The organism is Aeromonas sp. QDB03, assembly GCF_027707985.1.
GTDB classification, from domain to species: Bacteria; Pseudomonadota; Gammaproteobacteria; order Enterobacterales; family Aeromonadaceae; genus Aeromonas; species Aeromonas hydrophila.
Genome location: NZ_JAPCJG010000011.1, coordinates 40792 through 67763, shown reverse-complemented (window position 1 = coordinate 67763; position 26972 = coordinate 40792). Strand labels below are relative to the sequence as shown.

Annotated in this window: 19 protein-coding genes and 4 tRNA genes; 7 read left to right on the top strand and 16 right to left on the bottom strand. The window is 62.6% G+C overall.

The genetic code is table 11. From position 1 onward, the window contains the following. Positions 1-54 precede the first annotated feature (54 nt). On the bottom strand, positions 55-1305 hold the full coding sequence (locus PG900_RS19875; RefSeq protein WP_270832111.1) for a valine--pyruvate transaminase: 1251 nt from the start codon (positions 1303-1305) through the stop codon (positions 55-57). 283 nt (positions 1306-1588) lie between these two features. On the opposite strand from PG900_RS19875, the gene PG900_RS19870 reads away from it, so the two are divergent. After that, on the top strand, positions 1589-1822 hold the full coding sequence (locus PG900_RS19870; protein ID WP_016348875.1) for a hypothetical protein: 234 nt from the start codon (positions 1589-1591) through the stop codon (positions 1820-1822). On the opposite strand, the gene PG900_RS19865 is transcribed toward PG900_RS19870, so the two are convergent. After that, positions 1752-2576 carry an AraC family transcriptional regulator gene (locus PG900_RS19865; RefSeq protein ID WP_270832110.1) on the bottom strand — a complete coding sequence of 275 codons (825 nt, stop codon included), beginning with the start codon at positions 2574-2576 and terminating at the stop codon, positions 1752-1754. The genes PG900_RS19870 and PG900_RS19865 overlap by 71 nt on opposite strands. A 92-nt stretch (positions 2577-2668) precedes the next feature. On the opposite strand from PG900_RS19865, the gene PG900_RS19860 reads away from it, so the two are divergent. After that, complete coding sequence (locus PG900_RS19860; RefSeq protein ID WP_270832108.1) at positions 2669-3796, top strand: multidrug effflux MFS transporter; 1128 nt, start codon at positions 2669-2671, stop codon at positions 3794-3796. A gap of 4 nt (positions 3797-3800) precedes the next feature. On the opposite strand, the gene PG900_RS19855 is transcribed toward PG900_RS19860, so the two are convergent. The 10 genes from PG900_RS19855 to PG900_RS19810 form a co-directional block, all read right to left on the bottom strand. Beyond that, the gene (locus PG900_RS19855) at positions 3801-4484 is read right to left on the bottom strand and encodes a response regulator (protein ID WP_011704058.1); all 684 of its coding nucleotides are present in this window, start codon (positions 4482-4484) and stop codon (positions 3801-3803) included. A gap of 30 nt (positions 4485-4514) precedes the next feature. Beyond that, positions 4515-7103, bottom strand: a complete 2589-nt coding sequence (locus PG900_RS19850; RefSeq protein WP_270832106.1) for a sensor histidine kinase — start codon at positions 7101-7103, stop codon at positions 4515-4517. A gap of 103 nt (positions 7104-7206) precedes the next feature. Further along, positions 7207-7734 (bottom strand): potassium-transporting ATPase subunit C, encoded by a 528-nt coding sequence (locus PG900_RS19845; RefSeq protein ID WP_011704060.1) that lies wholly within the window; start codon positions 7732-7734, stop codon positions 7207-7209. A 60-nt stretch (positions 7735-7794) separates the two neighbouring features. Next, on the bottom strand, positions 7795-9852 hold the full coding sequence (kdpB, locus tag PG900_RS19840; RefSeq protein WP_270832105.1) for a potassium-transporting ATPase subunit KdpB: 2058 nt from the start codon (positions 9850-9852) through the stop codon (positions 7795-7797). A gap of 55 nt (positions 9853-9907) precedes the next feature. Then, complete coding sequence (kdpA, locus tag PG900_RS19835; RefSeq protein ID WP_270832103.1) at positions 9908-11590, bottom strand: potassium-transporting ATPase subunit KdpA; 1683 nt, start codon at positions 11588-11590, stop codon at positions 9908-9910. Between the two features lie 444 nt (positions 11591-12034). Continuing rightward, on the bottom strand, positions 12035-13384 hold the full coding sequence (gene gorA / locus PG900_RS19830) for a glutathione-disulfide reductase (RefSeq protein ID WP_017410503.1): 1350 nt from the start codon (positions 13382-13384) through the stop codon (positions 12035-12037). Between the two features lie 76 nt (positions 13385-13460). Continuing rightward, entirely contained in the window at positions 13461-15428 is a 1968-nt protein-coding gene (locus PG900_RS19825) for an ATP-binding protein (protein WP_270832120.1), read from the bottom strand. 122 nt (positions 15429-15550) lie between these two features. Then, positions 15551-18631, bottom strand: coding sequence for a multidrug efflux RND transporter permease subunit (locus tag PG900_RS19820; RefSeq protein ID WP_011704065.1), 3081 nt, complete (start codon positions 18629-18631; stop codon positions 15551-15553). A 15-nt stretch (positions 18632-18646) separates the two neighbouring features. Continuing rightward, positions 18647-19753, bottom strand: coding sequence for an efflux RND transporter periplasmic adaptor subunit (locus tag PG900_RS19815; protein ID WP_011704066.1), 1107 nt, complete (start codon positions 19751-19753; stop codon positions 18647-18649). Positions 19754-19785: 32 nt separating this feature from the next. Beyond that, a complete protein-coding gene (locus PG900_RS19810; RefSeq protein ID WP_016348886.1) occupies positions 19786-20349 on the bottom strand; it encodes a TetR/AcrR family transcriptional regulator in 564 nt (187 codons plus the stop codon). 260 nt (positions 20350-20609) lie between these two features. On the opposite strand from PG900_RS19810, the gene PG900_RS19805 reads away from it, so the two are divergent. The 5 genes from PG900_RS19805 to PG900_RS19785 all read left to right on the top strand — a co-directional run bounded on the left by PG900_RS19805 (position 20610) and on the right by PG900_RS19785 (position 21762). Continuing rightward, positions 20610-20686, top strand: a tRNA-Arg gene (locus tag PG900_RS19805). A gap of 50 nt (positions 20687-20736) precedes the next feature. Beyond that, positions 20737-20812: transfer RNA gene (locus PG900_RS19800), tRNA-His, on the top strand. Between the two features lie 20 nt (positions 20813-20832). After that, a tRNA-Leu gene (locus PG900_RS19795) sits at positions 20833-20918 on the top strand. A gap of 72 nt (positions 20919-20990) precedes the next feature. Next, positions 20991-21067: transfer RNA gene (locus PG900_RS19790), tRNA-Pro, on the top strand. Between the two features lie 185 nt (positions 21068-21252). Next, positions 21253-21762 (top strand): RICIN domain-containing protein, encoded by a 510-nt coding sequence (locus PG900_RS19785; RefSeq protein WP_106553651.1) that lies wholly within the window; start codon positions 21253-21255, stop codon positions 21760-21762. Positions 21763-21845: 83 nt separating this feature from the next. On the opposite strand, the gene PG900_RS19780 is transcribed toward PG900_RS19785, so the two are convergent. The 4 genes from PG900_RS19780 to spoT all read right to left on the bottom strand — a co-directional run bounded on the left by PG900_RS19780 (position 21846) and on the right by spoT (position 26867). After that, positions 21846-22658, bottom strand: a complete 813-nt coding sequence (locus PG900_RS19780) for a Cof-type HAD-IIB family hydrolase (protein WP_016348894.1) — start codon at positions 22656-22658, stop codon at positions 21846-21848. Positions 22659-22751: 93 nt separating this feature from the next. Next, positions 22752-23792, bottom strand: coding sequence for an alpha/beta fold hydrolase (locus PG900_RS19775; protein ID WP_270832101.1), 1041 nt, complete (start codon positions 23790-23792; stop codon positions 22752-22754). Next, positions 23782-24525 carry a tRNA (guanosine(18)-2'-O)-methyltransferase TrmH gene (trmH, locus tag PG900_RS19770; protein ID WP_270832100.1) on the bottom strand — a complete coding sequence of 248 codons (744 nt, stop codon included), beginning with the start codon at positions 24523-24525 and terminating at the stop codon, positions 23782-23784. The genes PG900_RS19775 and trmH overlap by 11 nt, the downstream gene beginning before the upstream one ends. Positions 24526-24749: 224 nt before the next feature. Continuing rightward, the gene (spoT, locus tag PG900_RS19765) at positions 24750-26867 is read right to left on the bottom strand and encodes a bifunctional GTP diphosphokinase/guanosine-3',5'-bis pyrophosphate 3'-pyrophosphohydrolase (RefSeq protein WP_011704079.1); all 2118 of its coding nucleotides are present in this window, start codon (positions 26865-26867) and stop codon (positions 24750-24752) included. Positions 26868-26972 lie beyond the last annotated feature (105 nt).

The following is a 26972-nucleotide window of genomic DNA, read 5'->3' as shown; positions in this document are numbered from 1 at the left end:
ATCAAGAGAGGCCTGCATGTGCAGGCCTCTCTGTTTTTGTATCGCCGGACTGGCTTAGCTGGCGTAGAGGGTGTTGATCTCGTCGGCCAGGATGGCGATGCCACGGCGTACCAGCTCCTCGCTCTGGGAGTAGTTGAGACGGATGCACTCCTGGCTGTGACGCCACTCGGGGTCGTCGATGCCGGGGAAGAAGTAGTGCCCAGGCACGATCAGCAGGTTCTTCGCCTTCAGTCGCTCGTACAGATCCTGACAGTGGATCGGCAAGCCTTCGAACCAGAGCCAGAGGAAGAGGGCGCCTTCCGGCTTGTGGATGTGGAAGCGCGGGTCGGGGATCGCTTCGCGCAGCAGTTGCACCGCCAGCTCCGCCTTCTGCTGATAGAAGGGTTTCACCACCTGCTCGCTGAGGGCGATGATCTCGCCGCTCTCGATCATCGGAATGGTGATGGCGGGCCCCAGACTGCCCGGCGCCAGATTGATGATGCCGCTCAGGTTGGTGATGGCCTGAATGATCTTCTCGTCGGCGATGACGATGCCGCAGCGAGTGCCCGGCAGGCCGAGCTTGGAGAGGCTCATGCAGAGGATGGTATTGGCGTTCCAGAACGGCTTGGCCTCGCTGAAGATGATGCCCGGGAAGGGGACGCCGTAGGCGTTGTCGATCAGCAGCGGAATGCCCTTGTCGCGGGCAATCTGATCGAGGTGTTCGATCTCTTCATCGGTCAGCACGTTGCCGGTGGGGTTGGTGGGGCGGGAGACGCAGATCACCCCGATGTCGTCACCCACCTGCAGGCTCTCGAAGTCCACGTGGTACTTGAACTGGCCGTCGGCCAGCTTCTCTATGGTGGGCTTGTAGGCCACGAAGTAGTCGTCCGCCAGTGCCGAGTCGGCATAGCCAATGTACTCGGGGGCGAGCGGGAACAACACCTTCTTCTTGCGGCCATCGGCAAATTCGCCCGCCAGCAGGTTGAACAGATAGAAGAAGGCGTTCTGGCTGCCGTTGGTGAGGGCGATGTTGCGGGCGGAGATGTCCCAGCCCAGCTCTTTGCTGAGCAGGGCCGCCAGCGCCTTGGTGAACCTGTCCTTGCCCTGGGGGCCATCGTAGTTGGCCATCGCCTTCACCAGCTCGCCGTTGTCGAGCAGGCTCTTGGCCTCGGCCTGAAAGCGTTCCAGCATGGCGGGGATGGGGGCCGGGTTGCCGCCACCCAGCATGATGGCGTCCGGATTGGTCAGCCCCTGATTAAGGTCATCCATGAGTTGGGTAATACCGGCATGGCGAGTGAACTTCTCGCCGAACAAGGAAAATTCCATTCGGTGACAGATCCAGAGTCAGTTACGGGGGAGCTAGCACCATAGCTCAGTTTAAAAGCGGGTGTCGATCAAAAAAATGGGACGTTCCACGTGGAACAGCAGACAAAAATTAAGCGTGGTGAAAATGACCACTTGTTGGTTCAATCCTGACTACAGGATGTTTTCCAACTGGCGCCAGTTTCCATCTAAAAATTATTAATTTAAACAAAATCATGTCGTTATAGATGTGGCACAACAATTGGAATAGCTATCTGGTCATCTCAACCACACCGGAGCACACCAGATGAAAATCCTGATCGCAACCTTGATTGCCAGCAGCCTGAGCCTGAACGTCATGGCCGACGAGTACCCCAGACCCGAACTGGACAGCGCCAAGCTGGCGCAGGAGATAGCGGCCCAGCAGCAGCAGGCCTCCCATGCGGTGGTGGAGGAGGCGATCCACAACCTCAAGCCGCTGGCGCTGGAGACCCTGGTGGTGGAGGCGAGCTCGGCCGATGCGACTCACCCCGAGAGTTGAGATAGCGCAGCGGGGTCTGCCCCGTGTGCTGTCTGAAGAAGCTGATGAAGGCGCTGTCGCTGGCGAACTCCAGCGTGGCCGCCACCCGGCTGATGGGTTCGGCCTCGGCCAGCAGCTCCAGTGCCCGCAACAGTCGCCACTGCTGGCGCCAGGCCTGGTAGCTCATGCCGGTCTCCCGCATGAAGATACGACCTATGGTCTTGTCACTGGCACCCACCCGTTCGGCCAGCCGGTTGAGCCGATCGGGCAGGGTGTCGCCCCGCTTCACTTCCTGCAGCCAGCCGGCCAGACGTGGGTCTGACGGCAGCGGCAACTGCCAGGATTCCCGCGGCGCTTGCGCCAACTCCTCCTGCAACAACGCCAGCGTGCAATGTTGCTCCGTCGCCGGCTTGTCCCACGGCCAGATCGCCATCCGTTCGATGATTTCCCGCAGCAGCGGGTTGACCGCCAGCACAGCCATCTCGGTCGGCAAGCCGGGCTCCGGCTGGAAGTAGAGGGAGCGATACGCCACCACCCCGCGCATCAGCACCCGATGGGGCAGGCCTGCCGGCAACCAGGCCGCTCGCGTCGGCGGCAGCAGGCAGACCTGATCGTCCAGCTCTATGGTCATGCAGCCGGCCTGGGCGAACAGCAGCTGATGGCGTTTGTGCTGATGACGGCCGGAGTCATGCCAGCCGAGGGCGGAGGCGATCCCGATGGCGCTGCCATCGTGCTGATCCGGGTCAAAAGGGTGATCGGGAAGAATAAAGGCCATGTGTCCGATTATTGATGCTTATAGTCCTGCTTATTGTAATCGGACAATCGGCATCACTCTAGAATGACGGCCTCTTGTGAAGGAGGTTTGTCATGAACAACAAGTTGCCACCGCTCTGGCTGGTGGTCGGATTGATGATGTTTCCGCAGATAGTGGAGACCATCTACAGCCCGGTGCTGACCCATATCGCCAGCCAGTTTCGGGTGAGCGAAGGGCAGGCATCCCAGACCCTGTCGGTCTATTTTCTGGCGTTTGCGGCGGGCGTGGTCTGCTGGGGCAGACTGTGCGATCTGGTCGGGCGGCGTCCCGCCATGCTGGCGGGGCTGATGACCTATGGCGCCGGCACTCTGCTGGCTTTGCTGGCCACTGAGTTTGAAACCCTGTTGCTGGCCCGGGTCATCGCGGCCTTCGGCGCCGCCGTGGGCTCCGTGGTGACCCAGACCATGCTGCGCGACAGCTATCAGGGCAGCGATCTGGCGCGGGTCTTTTCGGTGATGGGCATCGCGCTCTCCCTCAGCCCGGTGCTGGGGCTGGTGAGCGGCGGCCAGCTGGCGAGCGGGTTCGGCTATCTGGGGGTATTCAGCGCCCTGCTGGTGTTGGCTGCCGGATTGCTGCTGGTCACTTGCTGGCAGCTGCCGGAAACCCGGCCGGCCATCACCCAGCGGGCGGCACTCTGGCCGCTGGCACAACGGATGGCGCGTGATGCAGCCTTGTGGCGCAGCGCCGCTCTGGTGGCGCTGTTCAACACCATGCTGTTCGGCTACTACAGTCTGGCGCCCTTCCTGTTTGCCGGGCTGGGGTTGAGCGCGGGCGAGTTTGGTTACTCCGGCATCTTGCTGGCGCTGGCGACTCTGGGGGGCAGCCTGCTCAACAAGCGCCTGCTGGGGCGTGGCTGGTCGCCTGCCTCGCTGATCCGGCTCGCTGCCGCGTTGGCGCTGGGGTCCGGCTGGCTGGTGTGGGCCAGTCAGACTTCGCTCTGGTTCCTGCTGCCGATGATGGGGGTGGTGGTGGCGTTCGGGCTGGCGATCCCCAATGTGCTGAGCCAGGCGCTGCTGGCCTATCGGGAGGTGGCGGGCAGTGCCGGCGCCCTGTTCGGGCTCGGTTACTACCTGTTGCTCAGCCTGGGGTTGGCGGTTGCAGCCAGTTTGCAGGATCTCGGTCTGCTGCTCGGCGGCTGCGGTCTGCTGGCCCTCTGCTGCAGTTGGCGTCGTTCCACGTGAAACATCAGCTGCCGATAAAACGGTAGCCGATGCCGGATTCGGTTTCTATCAGCGTGGGTTGCTGGGGGTTATCTCCCAGCTTCTTGCGCAGGCTGGCGATGACGATGCGCAGGTAGTGGGTGTCCTCCTTGTGGCTCGGTCCCCAGATGTCGTTGAGCAGCTGGGTCTGCAGCACCAGCTTGCCGGGGTGGCACACCAGGGCCTGCAGCAGGGCGAACTCCTTGCGGGAGAGGGGCACCTCTTCCTCCCCCAGGGTGACCCTGTGGCTGCTGCTGTCCAGAGTCAGCCCGCACTGGGGAAAGTGGCGCTGTTCGCCACTGCTGACCCCGGCCCGCTGGCGCAGCAGCACCCGGATGCGAGCCATCATTTCGCCGATGCCGAACGGCTTGCTCATGTAGTCGTTGGCCCCCGCATCCAGCAGTCGCACCTTCTCCTGCTCAGAATCCCGCGCCGATAGCACCAGTACCGGGTGCTGATGGTGCTCGCGAATGGCCTGCAACACCTGGATGCCGTCTCCGTCCGGCAGACCGAGATCCAGGATCACCAGATCGGGATTGAGGTGGCGATACTGCGCCAGCCCCTCGTTGACGCCGACTGCCTCACTCACCTGATGCCCCTCGGCGATCAGGCTGATCCGCAAAAAACGGCGGATGGCCGCCTCGTCGTCAATGACCAGTATGTGAGCCATTCAGCCTCCAGCTGGATAGAGTAAAAAGGTTCAGGCCGCGGCTGCATTGAGCGCCAGCGGCAGGGAGATGCGCATGCAGGTGCCGTTGCCGTTAGGGCCGGAAAATGCCCAGATGCGGCCGCCGTGGGCCTCTATCATAGCGCGGGAAATGGCGAGGCCAAGTCCGGTGCCGCGGCTGCCGCAGTCGCCGACCGGCTGGGTGTAGAACAGATTGAAGATCTTGTCCCGATCCGACTCGGCAATGCCGACCCCGATGTCGATGATGTCGAGGATGAGATCGGGGTCCGCCAGCATTACCTTGAACTCGATGGGGGTGCCGGCCGGCGAGTAGCGGGAGGCGTTGTCGAGAATGTTGACCAGCACCTGCTCGATCAGGGCGCCGTGCACATAGAGGCGGGGGATCTGCTGATCGAAGTGCAACAGCAGCTTGTGCTGGCGCCAGGAGGAGTCGAGCCGGCGGCGGGCGTTTTCCACCAGATCCGCCAGGTCGACCCAGTCCCGTTTCAGCTGGAAATCCGGCGAGCCGATGCGGGTCATGTCCAGCAGGTTCTGCACATAGCTGTGCAGGCGGCGCGCCTCGTCCTGCACCGAGTGCAGCAGCTCGCTGCGATCTTCGCTGCTGATCCGGTCACCATATTCCAGCAGAGTGCTGCCGGCCCCCATGATGGTGGCCAGTGGCGTCTTCAGATCGTGCGAAACCGAGGAGAGCAGGGCGGCGCGCATCCGGTCGGTCTCCGCCTGCAGCTGGCTGTCGGCCAGCCGTTCGTTGAGATCGATCCGGGCCAGCGCGGCGCGGATATCGGTGAGCAGGGCCTGCAGCTGATGCTCGGCCGAGGAGGCGAGCGGATTGGCCAGCACTATCCCCAGCACCAGTTCGTCGCTGAGGTGGTGGTACTGGGCCTCGGCCGCGTTGAGGGTAGCGGTGTGGGCGCCGGCGCTCTGCTTCTGGGCCAGACACCAGTCGATGGCCGCCTTGTCGGTCTGCCCCGGCTTGTGCTGGGTCGAGCCGGCCCTGTGCTGGTAGTGCTGATCGAGGGCGAACACCGGCTGGCCCAGCGCCAGCGAGATGGCCTGGGATCCCTGCCTGAGCACCTCTTCCGGACTGCTGGCGGTGGCCAGCCCCTGGCTCAGCGACAGCAGGGCATTGCCCAGTTGCTGGGTCTCGCGCAGGCCAATCAGCTGTTGGCGCTGACGGGAGGCGAGCCGCCCGGCCGTGATGCCGACGATCAGCAGCACGAACAGGGTGAGCAGATCGCTGTGGCTGGCCACGCTCAAAGAGAAGTAGGGGGCGGTGAACAGCAGATTGTGGCCGACGAAGCCCAGCACGGCGGCCAGGATGGCGGGCATCAGGCTGGTGGTGAGCGCGGTGGCCAGCACCCCCAGCACGAACAGCATGGGCAGGGAGGCGGGCGGCAGCCAGTGGGAGAGGCCCCAGACGGCGGCCGAGGTGGTCCCCATGATGGCTACCGCCAGCAGGCTCTGGCGAATGTCTTTGGGGTGGAGCGGCTGCAAGCCCAGGCTGGGCTTGCGCTTCTCGGTATCCACCAGCGTGATCTCGAGTCCTTGCGCCTGCTTGAGCAGATGTTGCACCAGCGAGCGACGCCAGGGCGCCTTGTGGGGTTTGCCCAGCAGCAGTTGCGATACCTGCTGCTGCTCGGCGGTCTCCAGCAGGGTGTCGGCCACCGCCGGACTGGAGAGAGTCAGCACCTTGGCCCCCAGCTGGGAAGCGAGCGCCAGTGCCTGCTCCAGCTCGACCGAGCGCTGCCCCTTGCTGTCGATGTGCACCACCAGCCAGGGCAGCTGGCGGCGCTGGGCGAAGCGGTGACCGTAGCGCACCAGGGCGGCGCCGTGCTGATCGCCGAGGCAGACCATCAGCTTGCCCCGCAGCGGCAGAGTGGTCTTGCCGGCCGCCTGCCACTGCAGTTGCAGATCCCCCTCCACGTGGCTGGCGGCGGTCTGCATCGCCAGCTCGCGCAGGGCGGTGAGGTTGTTGAGAGAGAAGAAGGACTGCAGGGCGGCCTTGGCCTGGTGGGGCACATAGACCTTGCCCTCCTTGAGGCGGCCGAGCAGCTCCTTGGGGGGGAGGTCGATCAGCACCAGGCTGTCGGCCTCCAGCAGCACCTGATCCGGCAGGGTCTCCTTGACCCTGACCCCGGTCAGCTGCCACACCAGATCGTTGAGGCTCTCCAGGTGCTGCACGTTGAGGGTGGTGTAGACGTCGATGCCGGCACCGAGCAGCTCTTCCACATCCTGCCAGCGCTTCTCGTGGCGACTGCCGGGGGCGTTGCTGTGAGCCAGCTCGTCCACCACGGCGATGGCAGGCTTGCGGGCCAGCAGGCCGTCCAGATCCATCTCCTCCAGCCGCTGCTGGCGGTGTAGGTGCAGCTTGCGCGGCTGGATGGCGAGCTTGTCGAGCAGGGCCAGGGTCTCCTGGCGGCCGTGGGTCTCCACCACCCCGATCAGGATGTCGACCCCCTCCTTGGCCTGCTCCCGTACCGCCTGCAGCATGGCGTAGGTCTTGCCGACACCGGGGGCGGCACCGAGAAACACCTTCAGCTTGCCCCTGTGCTCCTGTTCCAGGCTCGCCAGCAGGGCGTCCGCCCTCACCTCATCACGCATCCCCGTGCTCCCGTTGCATCGGCCGAACTGCGGCCGTGACCTCATTGCTCATGCTTGTTCCCGTTGTCGAAAGGGAGCCTGTCCCGAGCGGCAAGGAGCGCCCTCAGGCGCCCTTTTGATGATCGAGTTGCAGGTTCAACTGGAGAATGTTGACCACCTGCGGGCCAAGGATACCAGCTTGTGCCGCCGACTTGACCTGCTCCGTCAGCTGAACGGGATCCAGCCCGCGTTGCCCGGCGACCCGCTCTACCTGAGCCAGCGCTGCAGCGAGTGGCAGATGGGGATCGAGGCCGGAGGCGGAGCGGGTCAGCAGGGCGGGGACCCTGGCCTCCGGCTGCGCCCTGGCCGCCGCGGCGGCAAACTCGGCCCGCAGCGGCGAGCTCATCCCCAGGTTGCTGGCACCTCCGCCTATGGTGGCGAAGTCGCTGGCGGAGGGGCGGGAGTGGAAGTAGTCGGCCCGCTCGAACTTCTGTGCCAGCAGGGCGCTGCCGACCACCTGCTGCTTGGCGTTGGTGAGCAGGCTGCCGTTGGCCTGCCAGGGGAAGAGCAGCTGGGCCAGCCCGGTGACGGCCAGCGGATATGCCACCCCCAGCAGCAGGGTCAGGGTCAGCAGAGTTCTGATTGCTATCATGATTTTCTTGCTCCAAATGCGTTGGGTGGATGCGGGTCTGCCCCGCATCCGGTAATGCCGTTACACCAGCCCCAGGCCGGTGATAACCAGATCGATCAACTTGATACCTATGAAAGGCACTATCAGGCCGCCGACGCCGTAGATCAGCAGGTTGCGGCGCAGCAGGCTGGCGGCCGAGCCCTGCAGGCTGACCCCGCGCAGGGCCAGCGGCACCAGCGCTACGATGATCAGGGCGTTGAAGATGATGGCCGACAGGATGGCGCTTTCCGGGCTGCCCAGCTGCATCAGGTTCAGCACCCCCAGCTGCGGATAGGCGGCGATGAACAGGGCCGGCAGGATCGCGAAGTATTTGGCCACGTCGTTGGCGATGGAGAAGGTGGTCAGGGCGCCGCGGGTCACCAGCAGCTGCTTGCCCACCAGCACCACGTCCAGCAGCTTGGTAGGGTTGGAGTCGAGATCCACCAGGTTGCCCGCCTCCTTGGCGGCCTGGGTCCCCTCGTTCATGGCCAGGCCCACGTCGGCCTGGGCCAGCGCCGGGGCGTCGTTGGCGCCGTCCCCGCACATGGCGACCAGCCGGCTGTCGGCCTGCTCCTGACGGATGTAGGCCAGCTTCTTCTCCGGCGTCGCCTCGGCGATGAAGTCGTCCACCCCGGCCTCGGCGGCGATGGCGGCGGCGGTCAGCGGGTTGTCACCGGTGATCATCACGGTGCGGATCCCCATGTGGCGCAGGATCTGGAAGCGGGCCTTGATGCCCGGCTTGATGATGTCCTTGAGGAACACCACCCCCAGCAGCTTCTCGTGAGTGCAGACCAGCAGCGGGGTACCACCCTGGCGGGCGATGTTGTCCACCGATTTGAGGATGAGCTCCGGCACCGCCTTGCGATCGAGCGAGAGGTAGCGCAGCACTGCATCCACCGCCCCCTTGCGATAGTGATGGCCGTTGCGATCCAGCCCGCTCAGCCGGGTCTCGGCGCTGAAGGGGATGAGGATGTCGCTCTCCAGCTGGCTCGGCTTGGTGTGGCTCTTGCCCGCCAGGGTCAGGATGGATTTGCCCTCTGGCGTATTGTCACCGAGCGAGGCCAGCATGGCGGCCTGGGCCAGCAGGGAGGGGTCCACGCCGGGGGCCGGGATCAGCTCGTCCGCCATCCGGTTGCCGAAGGTGATGGTACCGGTCTTGTCCAGCAGCAGGGTGCGCACGTCGCCGGCGGCTTCTACCGCCCGGCCCGACTTGGCGATCACGTTGAGCTTCACCAGCCGGTCCATGCCGGCGATGCCGATGGCGGAGAGCAGACCGCCGATGGTGGTCGGGATCAGGGTGATGAACAGCGCCAGCAGATAGAGCCGGGGCACCTGGGTGCCGTTGTAGTCGAGGAACCAGGGCAGGGTGGCCACCACCAGCAGGAAGATCAGGGTCAGCCCCACCAGCAGGGCGTCCAGCGCCATCTCGTTGGGGGTCTTCTGCCGCTTGGCTCCTTCCACCAGGGCAATCATCCGATCCAGCGTGCTTTCGCCCGGGTTGTTGCTGATGTGCACCCAGATCTGGTCGGAGACGACGGTGGTGTTGCCGGTCACGCCGCTGCGGTCGGTGCCCGACTCGCGGATGACGGGGGCGGATTCGCCGGTGATGGCTGCCTCGTTGACCGAGGCGATGCCGGCGACCACTTCGCCGTCGGCCGGGATCATCTCGCCGCTGCGCACCAGCACCAGATCGCCCTTGAGCAGGCTGGTGGCCGGTACCCACTCGCCCTTGTCATCCTGCGGGCTGGTGACCCGACGTGCCTTGAGCTGGCTCATGCCGGCCTTCAGGCTGTCGGCCCGCGCCTTGCCGCGCCCCTCGGCCAAGGTCTCGGCGAAGTTGGCAAACCAGAGGGTCAGCCAGAGCCAGGCGGTCAGCTGCCAGGCCAGCGATGGGGCGACGCCGGAGAGCGGCTGCCCCAGCAGCGACTCCAGGGTCGCCATCACGGCCGCCAGCCAGAGGGTGAACAGGATGGGGCTGCCAAACAGCGCCCTGGGGTTGAAGCGATAGAGGGCTTCTACCATGGCCTGCAGGATCTGTGATTTCTGTTTCTTGCCCTTCACCTGAATGGTGTCGGTGCTCATTGAAGCGGACTTGCTCATTGGAAAGCTCCCTGCATCGAATAGTGGGTCACGCAGATCAGTCGGGTGTGCAGCATTAGAAGGCACCTCCCAGCAGGCTCAGGTGTTCCGCCACCGGGCCCAGCGCCAGTACCGGCAGGAAGGAGAGACCCCCCATCAGCAGCACGGTGACGATCAGCAGGGTGATGAAGAGCGGGCCGCTGACCGGGAAGTCCCCTTCGCTTCGCTCCTGGCGCGGGGCGCGGGCCAGCTGGCCGGCGATGGCCAGCACCGGAATGATGTAGCCGAAGCGGCCGAGCAGCATGGCCAGCCCGATGGCGATGCACTGCCAGCTGTCGGCGGCGGCAAAGCCGGCGAAGGCGGAGCCGTTGTTGCCGGCGGCCGAGGCGTAGGCATAGATCAGCCGTGACAGGCCGTGGGGGCCGTCGTGACCGATGACGGTGGCGGAGTCCGGCATCAGCAGAGTAATGCCGCCGATCACCAATACCCCGATCGGCATCACCAGCATGCTGGCGACCACCCATTTCATCTCGGTGATGCCGAGCCGTTTGCCCAGATAGGTGGGGGTGCGCCCCACCATCAGGCCGCACAGGAACACGGTCAGCAGCACGAACAGCATCATGCCGTAGATACCGGCACCGACGCCGCCGAACACCACTTCACCCAGCAGCATGTTGATCATGGCGACCATGCCGGCGAGCGGGGCGAAGCTGTCGTGCATGGCGTTGACCGAGCCGTTGGAGGCGGCGGTGGTGGCCACTTCCCAGATGCTGGACAGCACGGGGCCGAAGCGGCTCTCCTTGCCTTCCCAGTTGCCAGCTTCGCTGGTGAGGTGGGCGAGGGCGGGATCCGGTTTCAGCTCCTGGCCGATGGCGAGGCAGAGCCCCAGCACCAGCATGATGGTCATGGCGATGAGGATGGCGCGGCTGTGGGCCAGATCCTTCACGTAGCGCCCCAGGGTGCAAACCATGGCGGCGGCCAGCGTCAGCAGGGCGACCATCTCCAGCCAGTTGGAGAGGGCGGTCGGGTTTTCAAACGGATGAGCCGAGTTGATGCCGAAGAAGCCACCGCCGTTGGAGCCGAGCTGCTTGATGGCGATCTGGGAGGCGGCCGGGCCGAGCGGCAGCAGCTGCTCCTGGCCTTCCAGCGCGTGGAACGGCAGGTAGGCCGACAGACTCTGGGGCACCCCCTGCCAGACCAGCAGCAGCGCCAGGATCAGCGCCATCGGCAGCAGCACGTAGAGACAGAAACGCACCAGATCCTGCCAGAAGTTGCCAAGGTGGGTGGTCTGCTGGCGGGCGATGCCGCGAAACAGGGCGATGGCGACGGCGGCGCCAGTGGCGGCGGAGACGAAGTTCTGGGTGGTGAGCCCCACCATCTGGCTGAAGTAGGAGAGGCTGGCTTCGCCGGAGTAGGCCTGCCAGTTGGTGTTGGTCATGAAGCTGACCGCGGTGTTGAAGGCGAGTTGCCAGTTCAGCCCGGGCAACTGCTGCGGGTTGAGGGGCAGCAGCCCCTGTGCCAGCAGGATCAGGAACAGCAGGCCGAAGCCGGCGCCGTTGAAGGCCAGCAGGCTGAGGGCGTAGGACTTCCAGTCCTGCTCGCGCCCGTCCGTGCCGCAGCAGGCCAGGGTGGCGCGCTCAAGCGGGGCCAGCCAGCGACTCTTGCCTTCAAACACTCGATACAGGTAGTTGCCAAGCAGAGGCGCTGGCAGCAGCACCAGCAGCACGAACGCGACGGGATAGATGATCTCTTGCCACATATCCGGTTCCTCACTCATGGGTGCGCGCGAGGGCGCGCAGCAGATAACCCGTGAGGGCGAGGACCAGTAGCAGATATAGCCAATTCATAACGACTCCGTTGAGGTAATTAGCGTCAGGGATCGATGCATATCCGTGTCGATCCCATAGGTCTCATTGACGCTGAAAGGGTATGTAAAACGGGCGTAAAGGCGCCATAAAGCCCGATTTGGCTGGCGTAAAATCGGCGTAAAAAGAAGGGGATTGGCAGAGTGGAGGGGTGGACTGCGATCAAAAAACCCGGCCTAGGCCGGGTTTGGTAGGTAAGTGGCTGAGACTGGTCTGAGAGTGACAGGCCAGTTTCAAACATGCTTATCGCATGGTCACAAACTCTTCCGCGCTGGTCGGATGAAGAGGGAGAACGCAGTTGTCGAGACAATCCTCGAGTTTCTCCCCTCACACGGCCATCAGCGCATAGTCACAAACTCTTCCGCGCTGGTCGGATGGATGGCGACGCAGTTGTCGAAGTCCGCCTTGGTGGCGCCCATCTTCATGGCGACGCCGAAGCCCTGCAGGATTTCGTCCATGGCGAAGCCGATGCCATGCAGGCCGACCACCTTCTCTTGCGGCCCGACGCAGACCAGCTTCATCCGGGTGGGCTGGCGATGCTGGGTCAGCGCCGAGTACATGGCGGTGAACTGGCTGCGGTAGACCTTGACCTGATCTTCACCGTATTCGGCGATGGCTTCCGGCTCGGTCAGGCCGATGGTGCCGATGGGCGGGTGGCTGAACACCACGGTCGGCACCAGATCGTAGTTGAGGTGCTCGTTCGGCTTGTTGTTGAACAGCCGCTCGGAGAGGCGGCGGCCCGCTGCGACGGCCACCGGGGTGAGCTGGATGCGGCCGGTGTTGTCACCGACGGCATAGACGTTGGCGACGGCGGTGTTCTGGAACTTGTCGGTCGGGATAAAGCCCTTCTCGTCCAACTCGATACCGGCGGCGGCCAGATTTAGGTTGTCGGTGGCCGGGACGCGGCCGATGGCCCAGATCAGGCAGTCGACGGTGAGGTGGCGACCATCTTCCAGCTGCAGGGTCAGGCTCTCATCGGCGTTCTTGACCACGGCTTTTGGAATGGCGTGGGTGTGCAGCTTGGGCCCTTCCTGCGCCATGATCTCCACCAGGGTCTCATGGATCATGGGGTCGAAGTTGCGCAGTGGCGCATGTTTGCGCACCACCAGATGGGTCTCGGAGCCGAGTGCCTGCATCACGCCGGCGATCTCCACCGCGATGTAGCCGGCCCCTACCACGGCAACCCGCTTGGGCTGGCTCTGCAGCTCGAAGAAGCCGTCGGAATCGATACCCAGCTCGGCACCCGGGATGGCCGGCACTTCAGGACGGCCGCCGGTGGCGATCAGGATGTGATCGGCGCTGTACTGCTCGCCATTCACTTCGATGGTGTTGCTGCTGACGAAGCGGGCGAAGCCCTTGATGACGGTGATCTGGTTCTTGCCCAGCACGTTCTGGTATGACTGATGAATGCGACCGATATAGGCCTGGCGGGACTCGACCAGCTTGGCCCAGTTGAAGTGGTTGAGGGTGGTGTCGAAGCCGTAGTCGGCGCCATATTTCAGGGCATCGGCGATCTGGCCGGCATACCACATGGCCTTCTTCGGCACGCAGCCGACGTTGACGCAGGTTCCACCCAACTCTTTGGCTTCAATCAGGGCAACTTTCTTACCGTACATGGCAGCTCGGTTGGCCGAGGCGATGCCGCCGCTGCCGCCGCCGATGGCGATATAGTCAAAATGCTGTGCCATTGCGAGGTTCTCCGCTCATTAAGAATGCAATCACAGCATGATGGGGATAAAGCGGCTGGCTCACAAGAGCCAGCGCTCAGTTATGTTGGATCGGCAGGCGAATATGGAACTGGGCGCCGTTGCCCGGCTCGCTGACGCAGCTGATGCGACCGCGCAGCAGCTGCACCACCAGGTTGTAGATGATGTGGGTGCCGAGCCCGCTGCCGCCCTGGCCCCGCTTGGAGGTGACGAAGGGGTCGAAGATGCGCGGCAAGATCTCGGGCGGGATGCCGCGGCCGTTGTCGCTGTAGTCGATCAGCAGCTCTTCACCCTGCTGTTCCACCTTGATGGTGATCTTCTTGGGCTTGTCCCAGTTGTCGAAGCCGTGGTTGATGGAGTTGAGAATCAGGTTCGAATAGATCTGGGTGAAGCTGCCGGGGAAGGAGAAGATCGACAGCTTGGGATCGCACTGGATATCCACCTCGCACTGGGCTTTCTTCAGCTTGTGGCCGAGGGAGACCACCACCTGGTGCAGGTTGTCGGCGAGGCTGAAGTTGTAGCGTGCCTCGGACGACTGATCCACCGCCACCTGCTTGAAGCTGGCGATGAGCTCCGAGGCGCGGCGCAGGTTGCCCTGCAGCAGCTGCATGGACTCGTCGAGGTTGACGGTAAATTCGGTGAGATAGGAGCGCGACAGCTGCTTGGAGTCGATGTGCTGCTTGAAGTCGGCCACCCGCTCCTGCAGGTAGGAGGAGGCGGTCACGCTGATGCCGATGGGGGTGTTGATCTCGTGGGCCACGCCGGCCACCAGTGAACCGAGGGAGGCCATCTTCTCCGACTCCACCAGAGTCTGCTGGGCCTGTTTCAGGTCGTCGTAGGCCTTGCCCAGCTGGTCGTTGGCATCGCTCAGGCTGCGGGTACGCTCCACCACCTTGCCCTCCAGCTGTTCGTTGAGCTGGATGATCTCCCGCTCCACCTTCTTGAGGCGGGTGATGTCGTAGCCAAAGCCGATCAGATACTTGAGGTTGGGCCCCTCGTAGAAGGGGGCGAAGGTCCACTGCAGTACCAGCTCGTGGCCCTGCTGGTCATGCATGATGACCTCTTTGTCCTCGATGGAACCGTGATCGGCCAGGATGGCCGCCAGCTCATCGCGCTGGACCTTGCTGACGAACAGATCCAGCCAGTTGTGCTGCAGTATCTCCTGCTGGTGGTAGCCAGTCAGCAGAATGGCCGCCGGGTTGATGCTGGCGATGTTGAGGTCCGGCTCCATGCAGCAGATGACCATGTTGGCCGAGTTGATCAGGGTGGCGGAGAAGTCCCGCTCCTGTTGCAGCTGCTCGGCGGCCTGATGGCGCGCCGCAAATTCGTCGTTCAGCCGGGTACGCATCTGGTTGAGGGTGGCAACCAGGGTGTCGAGTTCGTCGGGTTTCTTGCGGGGCAGGGGGCGCCCCTCCAGGGTCAGCTCGATGGCGAGCCGGTCCAGATTGAACTTCTGGGCATAGTTGGCGATGCGGTTGAGGTGCCGCACCACCAGGTAGTAGATGATGATCAGGATACAGAACGAGACCACCAGGGTCTTGATGGTCTGGCTGACCATGATCAGCACCGATTTCTCGATCAGGCGCTGGTAGATCTGCTCGAGGGAGGCGGCGACGAACAGCTTGCCCACCACTTCGCCCTGATAGGTGAGGTTGAACTCGCGGGAGATGTCGTAGCTTTCCCGCTCCACCCCCTGGGTCAGCAGAGGCACTTCCGAGTTGCCGAGCATCTCCTTCACCATCACGAACTGCATGTTGGGCAGGTTCATGATGCCTTCGATCTGTACCTTGACCTGCTCTTCGTCCAGGTTCCACAGGCTGGCGGCGATGGGCTGCAGGAAGGAAGCCTCGATCTGGCCGATGCTGTCCTCGATCACGGCCACGTCCTTGCGGTAATCCCAGGCAAGTTGCAACACCGTAATGATCATCGCCAATACGGTACTGCACACCAGAATGTAGGAGAGCAGGCGGTATGAGAGTCCGTTACGGCCGACGGCCTTAGCGGTCTTGGAGAAGAGTCCTGACATGGCGTCCTTGCGGTCTGGATATATTGCCATTTAGTTTAACTGCTTCATGCACTTATGTCGTGTTTCGTTAGCGTGATAAAAACAAGGCCCCGAAACGGGGCCTTGTTGATTAAGAACAGTTTTTAATGACTCCCTTTCGCCTTGGGCGGAATGGATTCGTCAAACACCGGCAGCGGTTTGTGTTCGGAGGCCAGGTAGGTGTAGATCACCGGCAGCACGAACAGGGTGAACAGGGTGCCGATGGCCAGACCGGCCACGATCACGATACCGATGCTGAAGCGCTGGGCAGCCCCGGCCCCCGTTGCATAGAGCAGCGGGATGAGACCGGCGATCATGGCGGCCGTGGTCATCAGGATGGGACGCAGACGTACCTTGGCGGCGGCCATCACGGCCTCCATCCGGTTGCGACCGTGCAGCAGCTGCTCCTCCTTGGCCACCTCGCAGATCAGGATACCGTGCTTGGTAATCAGGCCGACCAGGGTGATCAGACCCACCTGGGAGTAGATGTTCATGGTGGCGGCACCCCAGGCCAGCGCGATCAGTGCGCCACTGATGGCCAGCGGCACGGAGACCATGATCACCAGCGGGTCGCGGGCCGACTCGAACTGGATCGCCAGCACCAGGAAGATGATGGCCAGCGCCAGGGCGAAGGTGGCGTACAGGGCGCTGCCTTCGGTCACGAACTGGCGGGCTTCACCCATGTAGTCGTAACGGTAACCTTGCGGCAGCTTCTCGCTGGCGGTGGCATCCAGCCAGGCGATGGCGTTGCCCATGGTGGTGCCCGGCATCAGCACGGCACCTATGGTGGCCGAGTTGAGCTGGTTGAAGTGGGGCAGGGCGCGCGGTTCGCCGACCACCTCGATGCTGATCAGGCTGCCGAGCGGGATGGACTGGCCATCGGCCGCCCGCACGTAGTAACCCTTGATCGATTCGGGGTTGAGGCGGTATTTGCGCTCGACCTGCGGGATCACCTCGTAGGAGCGGCCATCCAGGTCGATCCGGTTGACGTAACCGTCCGACATCATGGTGCCCAGGGTAATGCCGATGTCCTGCATGGTGATGCCGTAGGCACCCGCCTTGTCCTTGTCGATCTTGATCTTCATGGTGGCGGAGTCGTACTGCAGGTCCAGCTCGGAGTAGACGAAGCGTCCGCTCCCCTGGGCTGCGGTCAGGATCTCGCTCGCCACCTGATAGAGGCTCTCGAAGTTGTTCGGCGTGGTGATGACGAACTGGATCGGCAGGCCGCTCGAGGCACCCGGCAATTCCGGGAACTGGAAGGTGGTGATGGACATGCCGGGCACGTTCTCGACCAGCTTGCCAACCCGCTCCAGCACCTCTTTCTGGCTCGCTTCACGCTGGCTCCACGGCACCATGGAGGCGATACCGAACGCCTGGTTGGCGTTGAACACCCCGGAGAAGACCTGGGAGAAGGCCACTTCCGGCTGTTCGTCCAGCACCTTGTTCACCTGCTCCATGGTGCCCTGGATGTAGTCCAGGTTGACGTTGGAGGGGGCGGTACCCAGCACGGCCATGACGCCCTTGTCTTCGTTCGGTGCCAGTTCGCTCGGAATGAACTTGAACAGCATCGGCAAGCTGGCGAAGACGATGACGGCGAACAGCACCACCACGATGCGCTTCTGCATCACGGCGTGCAGCATGGCATCGTAGCGGACCGTCATGCGGTCGAGCAGATGATGCACCTTGCTCTCGAACTTGCCCGGCTCCTCGTTGGCCTTGAGCATCTTGGCGCACATCATGGGTGACAGGGTCAGCGCTATGATGCCCGACACGAACACGGCGCCGGCCAGGGTGAGGGCAAACTCCTTGAACAGGGAGCCGGTAATGCCCCCCATCAGGGCGATGGGCGCATACACGGCGGCCAGGGTGACCGTCATGGCGATGACCGGCACGGCGATTTCACGGGTACCTATGATGGCGGCCCGGAACGGTTCTTCCCCCTCCTTGACGTGGCGATCCACGTTCTCCAGCACCACGATGGCGTCATCCACCACCAGACCGATGGCCAGCACCATGGCCAGCAGGGTCATCAGGTTGATGGAGAAGCCGAACATCTGCATCACCATCACCACCCCGATCAGGCTGAGGGGAATGGTGATAATCGGGATGATGACCGCCCGGAACGAACCAAGGAACAGGGTGATCACCACCAGCACGATGGCGGCTGCCTCGGCGATGGTCTTGATGACTTCGCTGATCGATTCGTTGATGGCAACGGTCGAGTCATAGAGGACGTTGGCCTCCATGGTGCTCGGCATGTTGCTCTTCAGGCTCGGCAGCATCTCCAGCACGTCGTGGGCGATGTTGATCGGGTTGGCGGTCGGTGCTGCGTTGATGGCCAGTACCACGGCCTCGCGGCCGTTGGCGGTGGCGCGATAGGTATCGTGGCTCTTCTCCAGGCTGACCTTGGCGATGTCTGCCAGACGGATCACCTTGCCGTCACGGGTGGCCACCACCAGGCGCTCGAGCTCCTCGGTAGTGTTGACCTGGGTCTCGGCATTGCCGTTGTAGAGGGTGAAGTAGCCGGTGGCCTGACCGGTGGCGGACTGATAGTTGTTGCTGTTGAGCACGCTCATCACGTCCGCGGCGGTCAGGTTGAACGCCGCCATCTTGGCCGGATCCAGCCACACCCGCAGGGCGTACTTGGTACCACCGTACATGTCGACCTTGGAGACGCCGCCGACGGTGAAGAGCTGGGGCTTGATGACCCGCTCCAGGTAGTCGGTGATCTGGCTGGCGTTGAGCTCTGGGCTGGTGAAGCCGATATAGAGCACCGCCGTGGTCGAGCCGGTCGACATGGTCACCGAGGGATCTTCCGACTCCTTCGGCAACTGGGAACGCACCGAGTTGACCTTGGCCAGAATGTCGGACAGGGCCGCATTTGGGTTGGTGTTGAGCTTCATGTAGGCAGTGATGGTCGAGCTGCCGAGCTGGGTGGACGACGTCATGAAGTCGATGTTGTCCGCCTGGGCGATGGCCTGTTCCAGTGGCTGGGTGATGAAGCCCTGGATCAGGTCGGCACTCGCGCCATAGTAGCTGGTGCTGACCGTGACGACCGTGTTGGTCATCTCGGGGTATTCCCGCACCTGCATCTTGAACACGGCCTGGACACCCAGCAACGCGATCAGAAAGCTGATCGAGATGGCCAGGATGGGCCGCTTGATGAATATATCGGTAAAGCGCATCTGTCTCTCCGCGTTTTACAGCATGGGAACCTGGTCCGGAACCTTCAGGCCCTGGTCCTGCACGATTTTCACTTTGGCGCCGTTGCTCAGGCGTACCTGGCCGGACATGACCACTTCGTCACCCGCCTTGATGCCGGAGACCACGTGCGCATCGTTGCCCTTGCGCTCGCTAACCTTGACCACCACCTGCTCGACGCGCTTCACGCCATCCTTCTCCTTGACCAGGTAGACGTTCTCGCCATACAGGGTAAAGGTGATGGCGGTCTGCGGCAGCACGATCTGGTCCTTCTGGGCCGGCAGCAGAATGCTGGCGCGGGCAAACATGCCGGAGCGCAGCTGGCCGTCGTTGTTGGGGATGTCCGCCTGCACCTGGATCAGGCCGCTCTGATAGTTGACGGCCGGCTCGATGGCGCTGATGTGGCCCTTGAACTGGCGATGCGGGTAGGAGTCCACGTTGATCAGGATGTCCTGATTCAGGCGAATGCGGGAGATATCGGTCTGCGGCACGGTGAAGCGCAGGCGCATCACGCTGGTGTCTTCCAGGCGGACGATGTCGGTACCCGGTTGCAGGTACTGACCGAGGAAGACGTTGCGCAGGCCGACTACGCCGGCAAACGGTGCGCGCACTTCGCGGCGGGCGATGGTCGATTTCAGACTCTCGATATCGGCCTCGAGGGAGCGATAGGTCGCCTCGGTGTCGTCCAGCTGGTCGCGGGAGATGGATCCCTTGGTGAACAGGTTCTGATAGCGATCGAACTTGGCCTTGGCCGCCGGCAGCTTGGCCATGGAGGCGCGCAGGTTGGCCTTCTCGACGCTGGCATCCAGGCTCAGCAGCAGCTGATCCGGTTTGACGGTATCACCCGACTCGAAGGAGATGCTGTCGATGGTGCCGGATTGCTCGGTCGACAGGGTTACCCCCTGGTTGGGTTCGATGAAACCGATGGCCTCGATGGTCGGCACCCAGTCGCGGGTCTCCACCTTGTGGGTGGTGACCGGAAACTCGGGCTCCGGCATGTTGGCCATGTAGTTGGCTATCATCTTTTGCTTGAACAGGTTGAAGCCAATCACGCTGCCGAACAGGGCCAGCGCGATGAGCAACATGATGCTCATCCACTTTTTCATGAACTCTCGCTCCTGAGATATGAGTGCAATGTTTAAGGGGTCAAAATAGCTCGCCAGCAGGCCCGGATCACGGCTTCCAGCTGGTCTTGCGTCAGTTCGAATTGGTGCACCTGGCTTTGCAGCGCCATATTTGCCACGCAATCCAGGCTCAGCACCTGCAGTACCCGGACGGGCAGGTCGATAAACAGACCCTGTTCCAGACCCCGTTCGAAGAAGCGATCCAGCGGGGCCCAGGCAGCCTTGATGACCGGGTCCTGCTCCAGCTCTGCTCCCAGCGGGGACGTTTCATACTGCAATTTGCATTTGAGCGCGTTCGGTTCGTCGACAAAGATGGCGTGGATGTTGAGCCACAAACGCCGAAATTGTTCGAACGATACCTCCTCTGTCTGCACGCCTTCCATGACCAGGGGATGACACTGGAGGATGGTGTGCCGATAGAGTTGGCGGATCAGGTCATCCTTATCGCTGAAATAGCGATAGATGGTGCCTGCCGCTACCCTGGCTTTCTTGGCCACCACGGCAATGGAGAGACCGTGGAAACCCTGTTCGCCGAGTACTTCATGAGCCGCATCGAAAATGCGTTCTTTCTTGTTCATGACGGGATGATCACAACGGCTGAATGAACGTTCATTCATTCTAGGGGGGCTTTGAGGCAAGTCAAGTTTTGCCCATCATCGGATTGCTATGTGGGGGGAGCCAAAAGTAGCGGAGCTGGGCTGGATCCAGCCTGAATGGAACAAAAACGCTTAAAAAAAGCCAGAAACGATGGAAAAACAAGCGGTTGATTCTGCGAGATAAAAAAATAGTAGACAAGGTGGGTCCCCATCATTAATATTGCGCCCCGTTCGACAGCGTAGCGCCCGTAGCTCAGCTGGATAGAGCGCTGCCCTCCGGAGGCAGAGGTCACAGGTTCGAATCCTGTCGGGCGCACCATCAAAAGTGCGCCGGTTAAGCGGGCGAGTTGAAGAACGAAAACAGCTGTGGTGGCTGTAGCTCAGTTGGTAGAGTCCCGGATTGTGATTCCGGTTGTCGTGGGTTCGAGCCCCATCAGCCACCCCATTTTACAGCTTGTCAGGTATGCGAAGGTGGCGGAATTGGTAGACGCGCTAGCTTCAGGTGTTAGTGCCCCCCGGGTGTGAGGGTTCGAGTCCCTCTCTTCGCACCATACTTGCTGTATGACGAGGATGACCGTTCATGGTCGTCTTTGTGTTTTGAAAAGAAAGCTTTTTTAAAGCCTCGGTGATTAGCGCAGCCCGGTAGCGCATCTGGTTTGGGACCAGAGGGTCAAAGGTTCGAATCCTTTATCACCGACCACATTCTGAAAAACCCCGCTCAGGCGGGGTTTTTTGCTTTCTGTCGTCTGCCAGCCTGCTGCCGCAGGTTTCTGTCACGTCTGTTTACATTTCTGTTGGCACTTTCTCGCTGTCGCTTCGGGTATGCTGGGATGCAGACCCACGGCAAGTGGGCGTTATTGAACACAATTCAGGCCAACATGTCATATGCACCCAAATTCTTTTCGCGTCAGCACACTGGCGCTGGTTGTCGTGGCCCTCAGCGGCTGCTCATACAAACCCAAACCCGACGAGATCCTGATGGGGGCTGCCCCCATGCAGAGTACCGCCACCTCTGCGCTGGTAACTGATGCCGGATTCTGCGTGGCCCTCAATGACCACAATCAGCTGATCACCCAGCCTTGTGACCAGACTGCCCGCCAGCAGTTCAGCTGGGATGCCGGTGCCTTGCAGCTTGACCAGCGTTGCCTGGTGGCCAAAGGGGTGAGCGAGCTGACCATGGCCGAGTGCCAGGATGAGAGCCGGCAATGGCAGTGGCAGGACGATCGGCTGTTCAACAGCAAGGCTGACCGCTGTCTGGATGTGGCCGGCCGTCGTCACAAGCCGGGCACCCCGCTGCGGCTGGCCGACTGTTTCGGTGGGGCTAACCAGAGCTTCGCATGGCAAAACAAGGGCAGCATGTTCGACAAGCTGAACCTGAAAAGCCTCATCTGGTAGGGCGTCAGGCAACAAGAAGGGAATTTAGCGGATGTGAACCTCATGGATACGGCCGAGGCGTGTATCCATGAGGTTCAGAAGCATCAGGCGACGTTGACGCCCTGCAGGGCGAACAACTGCTCCAGATAGACGGCGACGCCATCCTCGTCGGAGCTCAGGGTCTGTTCGTGGTCGGCCAGCGCCAGCTTGAGGCGGTCGTGGGCATTGCCCATCACCACGCCGCGGCCGACCATGCTCAGCATCTCGAAGTCGTTCATGCCATCGCCGAAGGCCACCGCCTGGGACATCTCCAGCCCGTGCTGCTCCAGCACGGCGCGCACGGCATTGCCCTTGTGCACCCCGGCGTGCATCACCTCGAGGCAGTCCGGCAGGGAGAAGGTGACGTTGAGCCGATCACCATAACGCTGGTTCAGCTCTGCCTCGATCTGCAGCAGCTTCTCGTGCTCGCCGATGTAAAACACCTTGTTGACCTTGTCCAGCGGGTGGCTGGCGAGATCGGTCAGGCGATAGCTGAAGCCGGATTCATGATGGAACTGCAGCAGCCAGGGCATCTCCTCTTCCACCAGCCACTCGTCGCCGTAGTAGAGGTTGATGTGGATGGAGGGGTCGCGCTCCAGCGCGATCAGCTCGGCCGCCACGCTGTCCGGCAGGGCCTGGTTGAAGATCAGCTGGTCCTGCTTGTCGTGCACCACGGCGCCATTGGAGGTGATGAGATAGATGTCGAGCCCGAGCGTGTCGCGGATGCTGCGCACATCCACATGGTGACGGCCGGTGGCCACCACGAACTTGATCCCCTGATCCACCAGACGGTGCAGGGTATCGCGGGTGCGGGGGGAGATCTGGTGCTGCCCGTTGAGCAGGGTGCCATCGAGATCGGATACAACGACCTTATACATCATCACCTCGGGGTTACGAATGAAAGCGGGAGCAGTGTACAGCAACCGCTCCCGCGACCCCATTTATTTAGGGATACAAAAAATAACCAGCCGCTAGTAGCGTGCGAAGAAGGCCAGAATCGCGTTGAGCGCGGCCTGGCGCTGGGGATCGGCCTCCATGAACAGCTCGTGCCAGGCCCCTTCTATGCGCAGCGGCTTGCCTCCCTCGCAGCGAGCGAGCGCACAGAAGGCGTCCTGCGCGGCGTTGTCCACCACGCCGTCGTCACCGGCCTGCAGCAGCAGCAGCGGCGTCTTGATGGCGCCTGCCTCGGCCACCGCGGCGTCCGCCCCCGTCAGCCCCTGATAGATCCAGTGGGCGGTGGCGCCTCCCAGCTTGATCTGCGGGCGCTGCTCATAGAGCTCGCGGAAGGCCTGATAGCGGGCTTCGCTGTGGCTCAGACCGTTGTCGGCAAAGTCGTGGCTCTCGTACGGACCCTGGCCCGGGCCGTAGGGAGGCTCGCCCAGCCAGCCGCCAACCGTGCCGATGGTGGCTGCCAGCCCCTTGGCCAGCCACTTGGGCAGGCTGCCGAGATTGATGCCCATCATGGGGGAGGAGAGCACGGCCGCCTCGATATCATCGGGCCAGCGCTCCAGATAGCGGGCCGAGATGGCGCCGCCCATGGAGTGGGCCAGCAGGAACAGCTTGGCGGGCTGGTCCTGGGCGATCACCTCGTCATGAAACTGCTTGAGATCGAGCACATAATCGTCGAACTGGTCGACATATCCCTTCTCCTGGTCGGCCAGCAGCCGATCGGACAAGCCCTGGCCGCGGTGGTCGATGAGGTAGAGGCTGTAGCCTTGGCGCCACAGATCCCAGGCCAGCTCCTGATACTTGAGGTAGCTTTCGACCCGGCCGTTGACGATGAGGATGGCGCGATCGACCTTGGCCTGGCGCAGGGCGGCATAGCGGATGGTGACCCCGTCCTTGCCCTTGAAGGCGCTCTCGACGGCGTGCTGGCGCCAGAAGTCGGGCAGCGTCTGCTGATGAAGGGTGGCGACGTCGGCTTCCGACGTCAGCTGATAGGGATTGTTCACGGCGAGGGCTCCGGCAGAAAACAGGGTCAGGGCCAGCAGGGGCAGGTGGTTAAGCTTCATCAGCGTACTCTTCCGAAGGATCATCCGATTGCTGGGCGGCCCATCCTTTGCGCGTCAGCTGCATCTGTTGCCACCACTGCTCGTCCGCCAGGATTTCGCCGGCCGGGCCGAGCTGGGGGTAGGGCATCTCTTTCTCTTTGCAGAGCTGGGCATAGATGGGGTAGCCCCCCTCGAACAGTATGCTGTTCTGCTCCTCCAGGTCGAGCGGACAGCCGCGCTGGTAGCAGCCGGCCAGTTCGCGCTGGCGCTGGGCCTCATAGAGGATGGCGGCGGCGGCCACCGAGACGTTGAGAGACTGCACCATGCCCACCATGGGGATGACGATATGGTGATCGGCTAGGGCCAGCGCCTCTTCGCCGATGCCGTGCTTCTCCTGACCGACCAGTATGGCGGTGGGCTTGGTGTAGTCGATGGCGCGAAAATCCACCGAGCTGTCGGAGAGGTGGGTCGCCAGGATCTGCATGCCGGAGGCTTTCAGCTCGGCCACTGCGCTGTCGATGTCCGGGTGCAGCTTCACGTCCACCCAGTTCTGGCTGCCGCGAGCGGTCCCCTTGCGCTTGTGGATCCAGGTTTTGGGCCAGACCGCGTGCACCCGATGGATGCCGATGGCATCGGCGGTGCGCACGATGGCGGCCAGGTTGTGCGGCTTGTGGACCTCTTCCATGCAGACGGTCAGATCGAGCTGGCGCTGGGCCAGCATGTCGGTGATGCGCTTGAAGCGTTCAGGAGTCATATCGGTTTCTATGTCGTGAGGTGTGTGCACGCATCGCTTGCATGCACAGGATCAAATCGGGCTGGCGCCGGGCCAGCCTGTCGTAAATTCGTTTGACGCGTTTCGCGGTCATGTCGGCTCTGCCGAAGCCGGGTTTGTCCACTCGCCAAGTTGAACGGGTGTGCCTGCGGCGGTGGGCCAAGCTTGTCTCTTGAAAAGCAGCAGGCGGCTTGCGCCGCCTGTGGTCAGTTTTTCTGTCGGCTCACCTTGAGCACGTTCGGCATCACCCGGATCTTGCGCATGATGTTGGCAAGGTGGATTCGGCTCTTGGTGGTGATGAGCAGGGTGACCAGATAGACCCGGCCATCCTTCTCCTCGGTGCTGATGGCGTGAATGTTGGCGCCGGTAGCGGCAATCACGTTGGCCAGCTCCGCCAGGGCGCCCTGGTGGTTGACGATCTCGATGCTGATGCCGGTGCGGAACTCCTGTTCCTGCTCCTTATCCACTTCCCACTGTACCGGCAGGTACTTGTCCGGCTCCTTGCTGTAGCCCTTGATGTTGCGGCAGGCTTCCTGGTGGATCACCAGCCCCTTGCCCGGGCTGATGTGGGCGATGATGGCGTCCCCCGGGATCGGGCGGCAGCAGTTGGCGAAGGTGACCAGCATGCCGTCGGCCCCCTTGATCGGCATCTTCTTGCTGCTGGACTTGGGCTGTTCTTCCGGTGGCAGCTCATCCCCCAGCATGCGGCGCGCCACCATCACGCTCATGGCGTTGCCGAGGCCCACGTCGGCCAGCAGGCCCTGCAGGTTCTCGTGCTTGGTGTCGGCCAGCACCTGCTTGATGCGCGGTTCCGGGATGTCTTCGATGTTCTTGGCGCCCAGCGCATGGTTGAGCAGGCGGCGACCCAGTACCACCGACTCTTCGGTGCGCAGGTTCTTGAGGAACTGACGGATCTTGGAGCGGGCCTTGGTGGTCACCACGAAGTTGAGCCAGGCCGCGTTGGGGCGAGCCCCCGGCGCCGTGATGATCTCCACCGTCTGGCCGGAGTGCAGCGGGCTACTCAGCGGATAGGGGTGGCGATCGACCCGCGAACCGACGCAGGCGTGGCCGATGTCGGTGTGCACCGTGTAGGCGAAGTCCACCGGGGTCGCCCCGGCGGGCAGCTCCATGATGCGCCCTTCCGGCGTGAACACGTAGATCTCGTCGGGGAAGAGGTCGGTCTTGACCCCCTCGATGAATTCAAAGGAGCTGCCGGCACTCTGCTGCAATTCCAACAGACTCTGCATCCAGCGCTGGGCGCGGATCTGGGCGGTAGTACCCGAGCTGTCACCATCCTGCTTGTAGGCCCAGTGGGCGGCGACGCCCTTGTCGGCCATCTGATCCATGAATTCGGTGCGGATCTGCACCTCCACCGGCACCCCGTGCGGCCCTACCAGGGAGGTGTGCAGCGACTGGTAGCCGTTGGTCTTGGGAATGGCGATGTAATCCTTGAAGCGGCCGGGGCGGGGCTTGTAGAGACTGTGCATCTGGCCCAGTACCCGGTAACAGGTATCTATGTCCTTCACCCTCACACGAAAGGCGTAGATATCCATTACCTCATGAAATTGCAGCTCTTTTTTCTCCATCTTGTTGTAGATGGAGAACAGGTTCTTCTCGCGGCCGCTGACCTGGGATTCGATGCCTGCCTCGCGCAGCCGGCCTTCAATCTCGCTCTGGATGGAGTCGATGATTTCGCGGCGATTGCCGCGGGCGCGGCGCACCGATTCGCGCAACACGCGCGAGCGCATGGGGTAGAGCGCCTCGAAGCCCAGCTCTTCCAGCTCGTTTTTCATGGTGTGAATACCGAGGCGGTTGGCGATGGGAGCGAAGATTTCGAGGGTTTCCCGGGCGATGCGGCGGCGTTTGTCTGGCCGCAGGGAACCCAGGGTGCGCATGTTGTGGGTGCGGTCGGCCAGCTTGATCAGAATGACCCGGATATCCTGGGTCATGGCCATCACCATCTTGCGGAAGTTCTCGGCCTGGGCCTCCTTGCGATCGCGAAACTTCAGCTTGTCGAGCTTGGAGACGCCCGCTACCAGCTCGGCGACGGCATCGCCAAACAGTTCGGCCAGATCGGCCTTGGTGACAGGGGTATCTTCGATGACGTCGTGCAGCACGGCGGCCATCAGGGTTTCATGATCGAGGCGCATGTCGCCGAGAATGCGGGCAACGGCAACCGGGTGGGTGATATAGGGCTCGCCGCTGGAACGCATCTGTCCCTGGTGAGCATCACGGGCCACCACATAGGCTTGCCTGAGCTTCTCCACCTGCTCGGGTGGCAGGTAGGAACTGGCTATTTCTTTAAGATTTTCAAATAAATACAAGACAGTCCCCGCAGCGGTGAAACGGCAATCCGTGGATATAGAGGGTATAGTCCTGAGTTTGCGAGGTTTTCGAGCGGTTGTAAATGGGGGAGAACAGTCGGCACC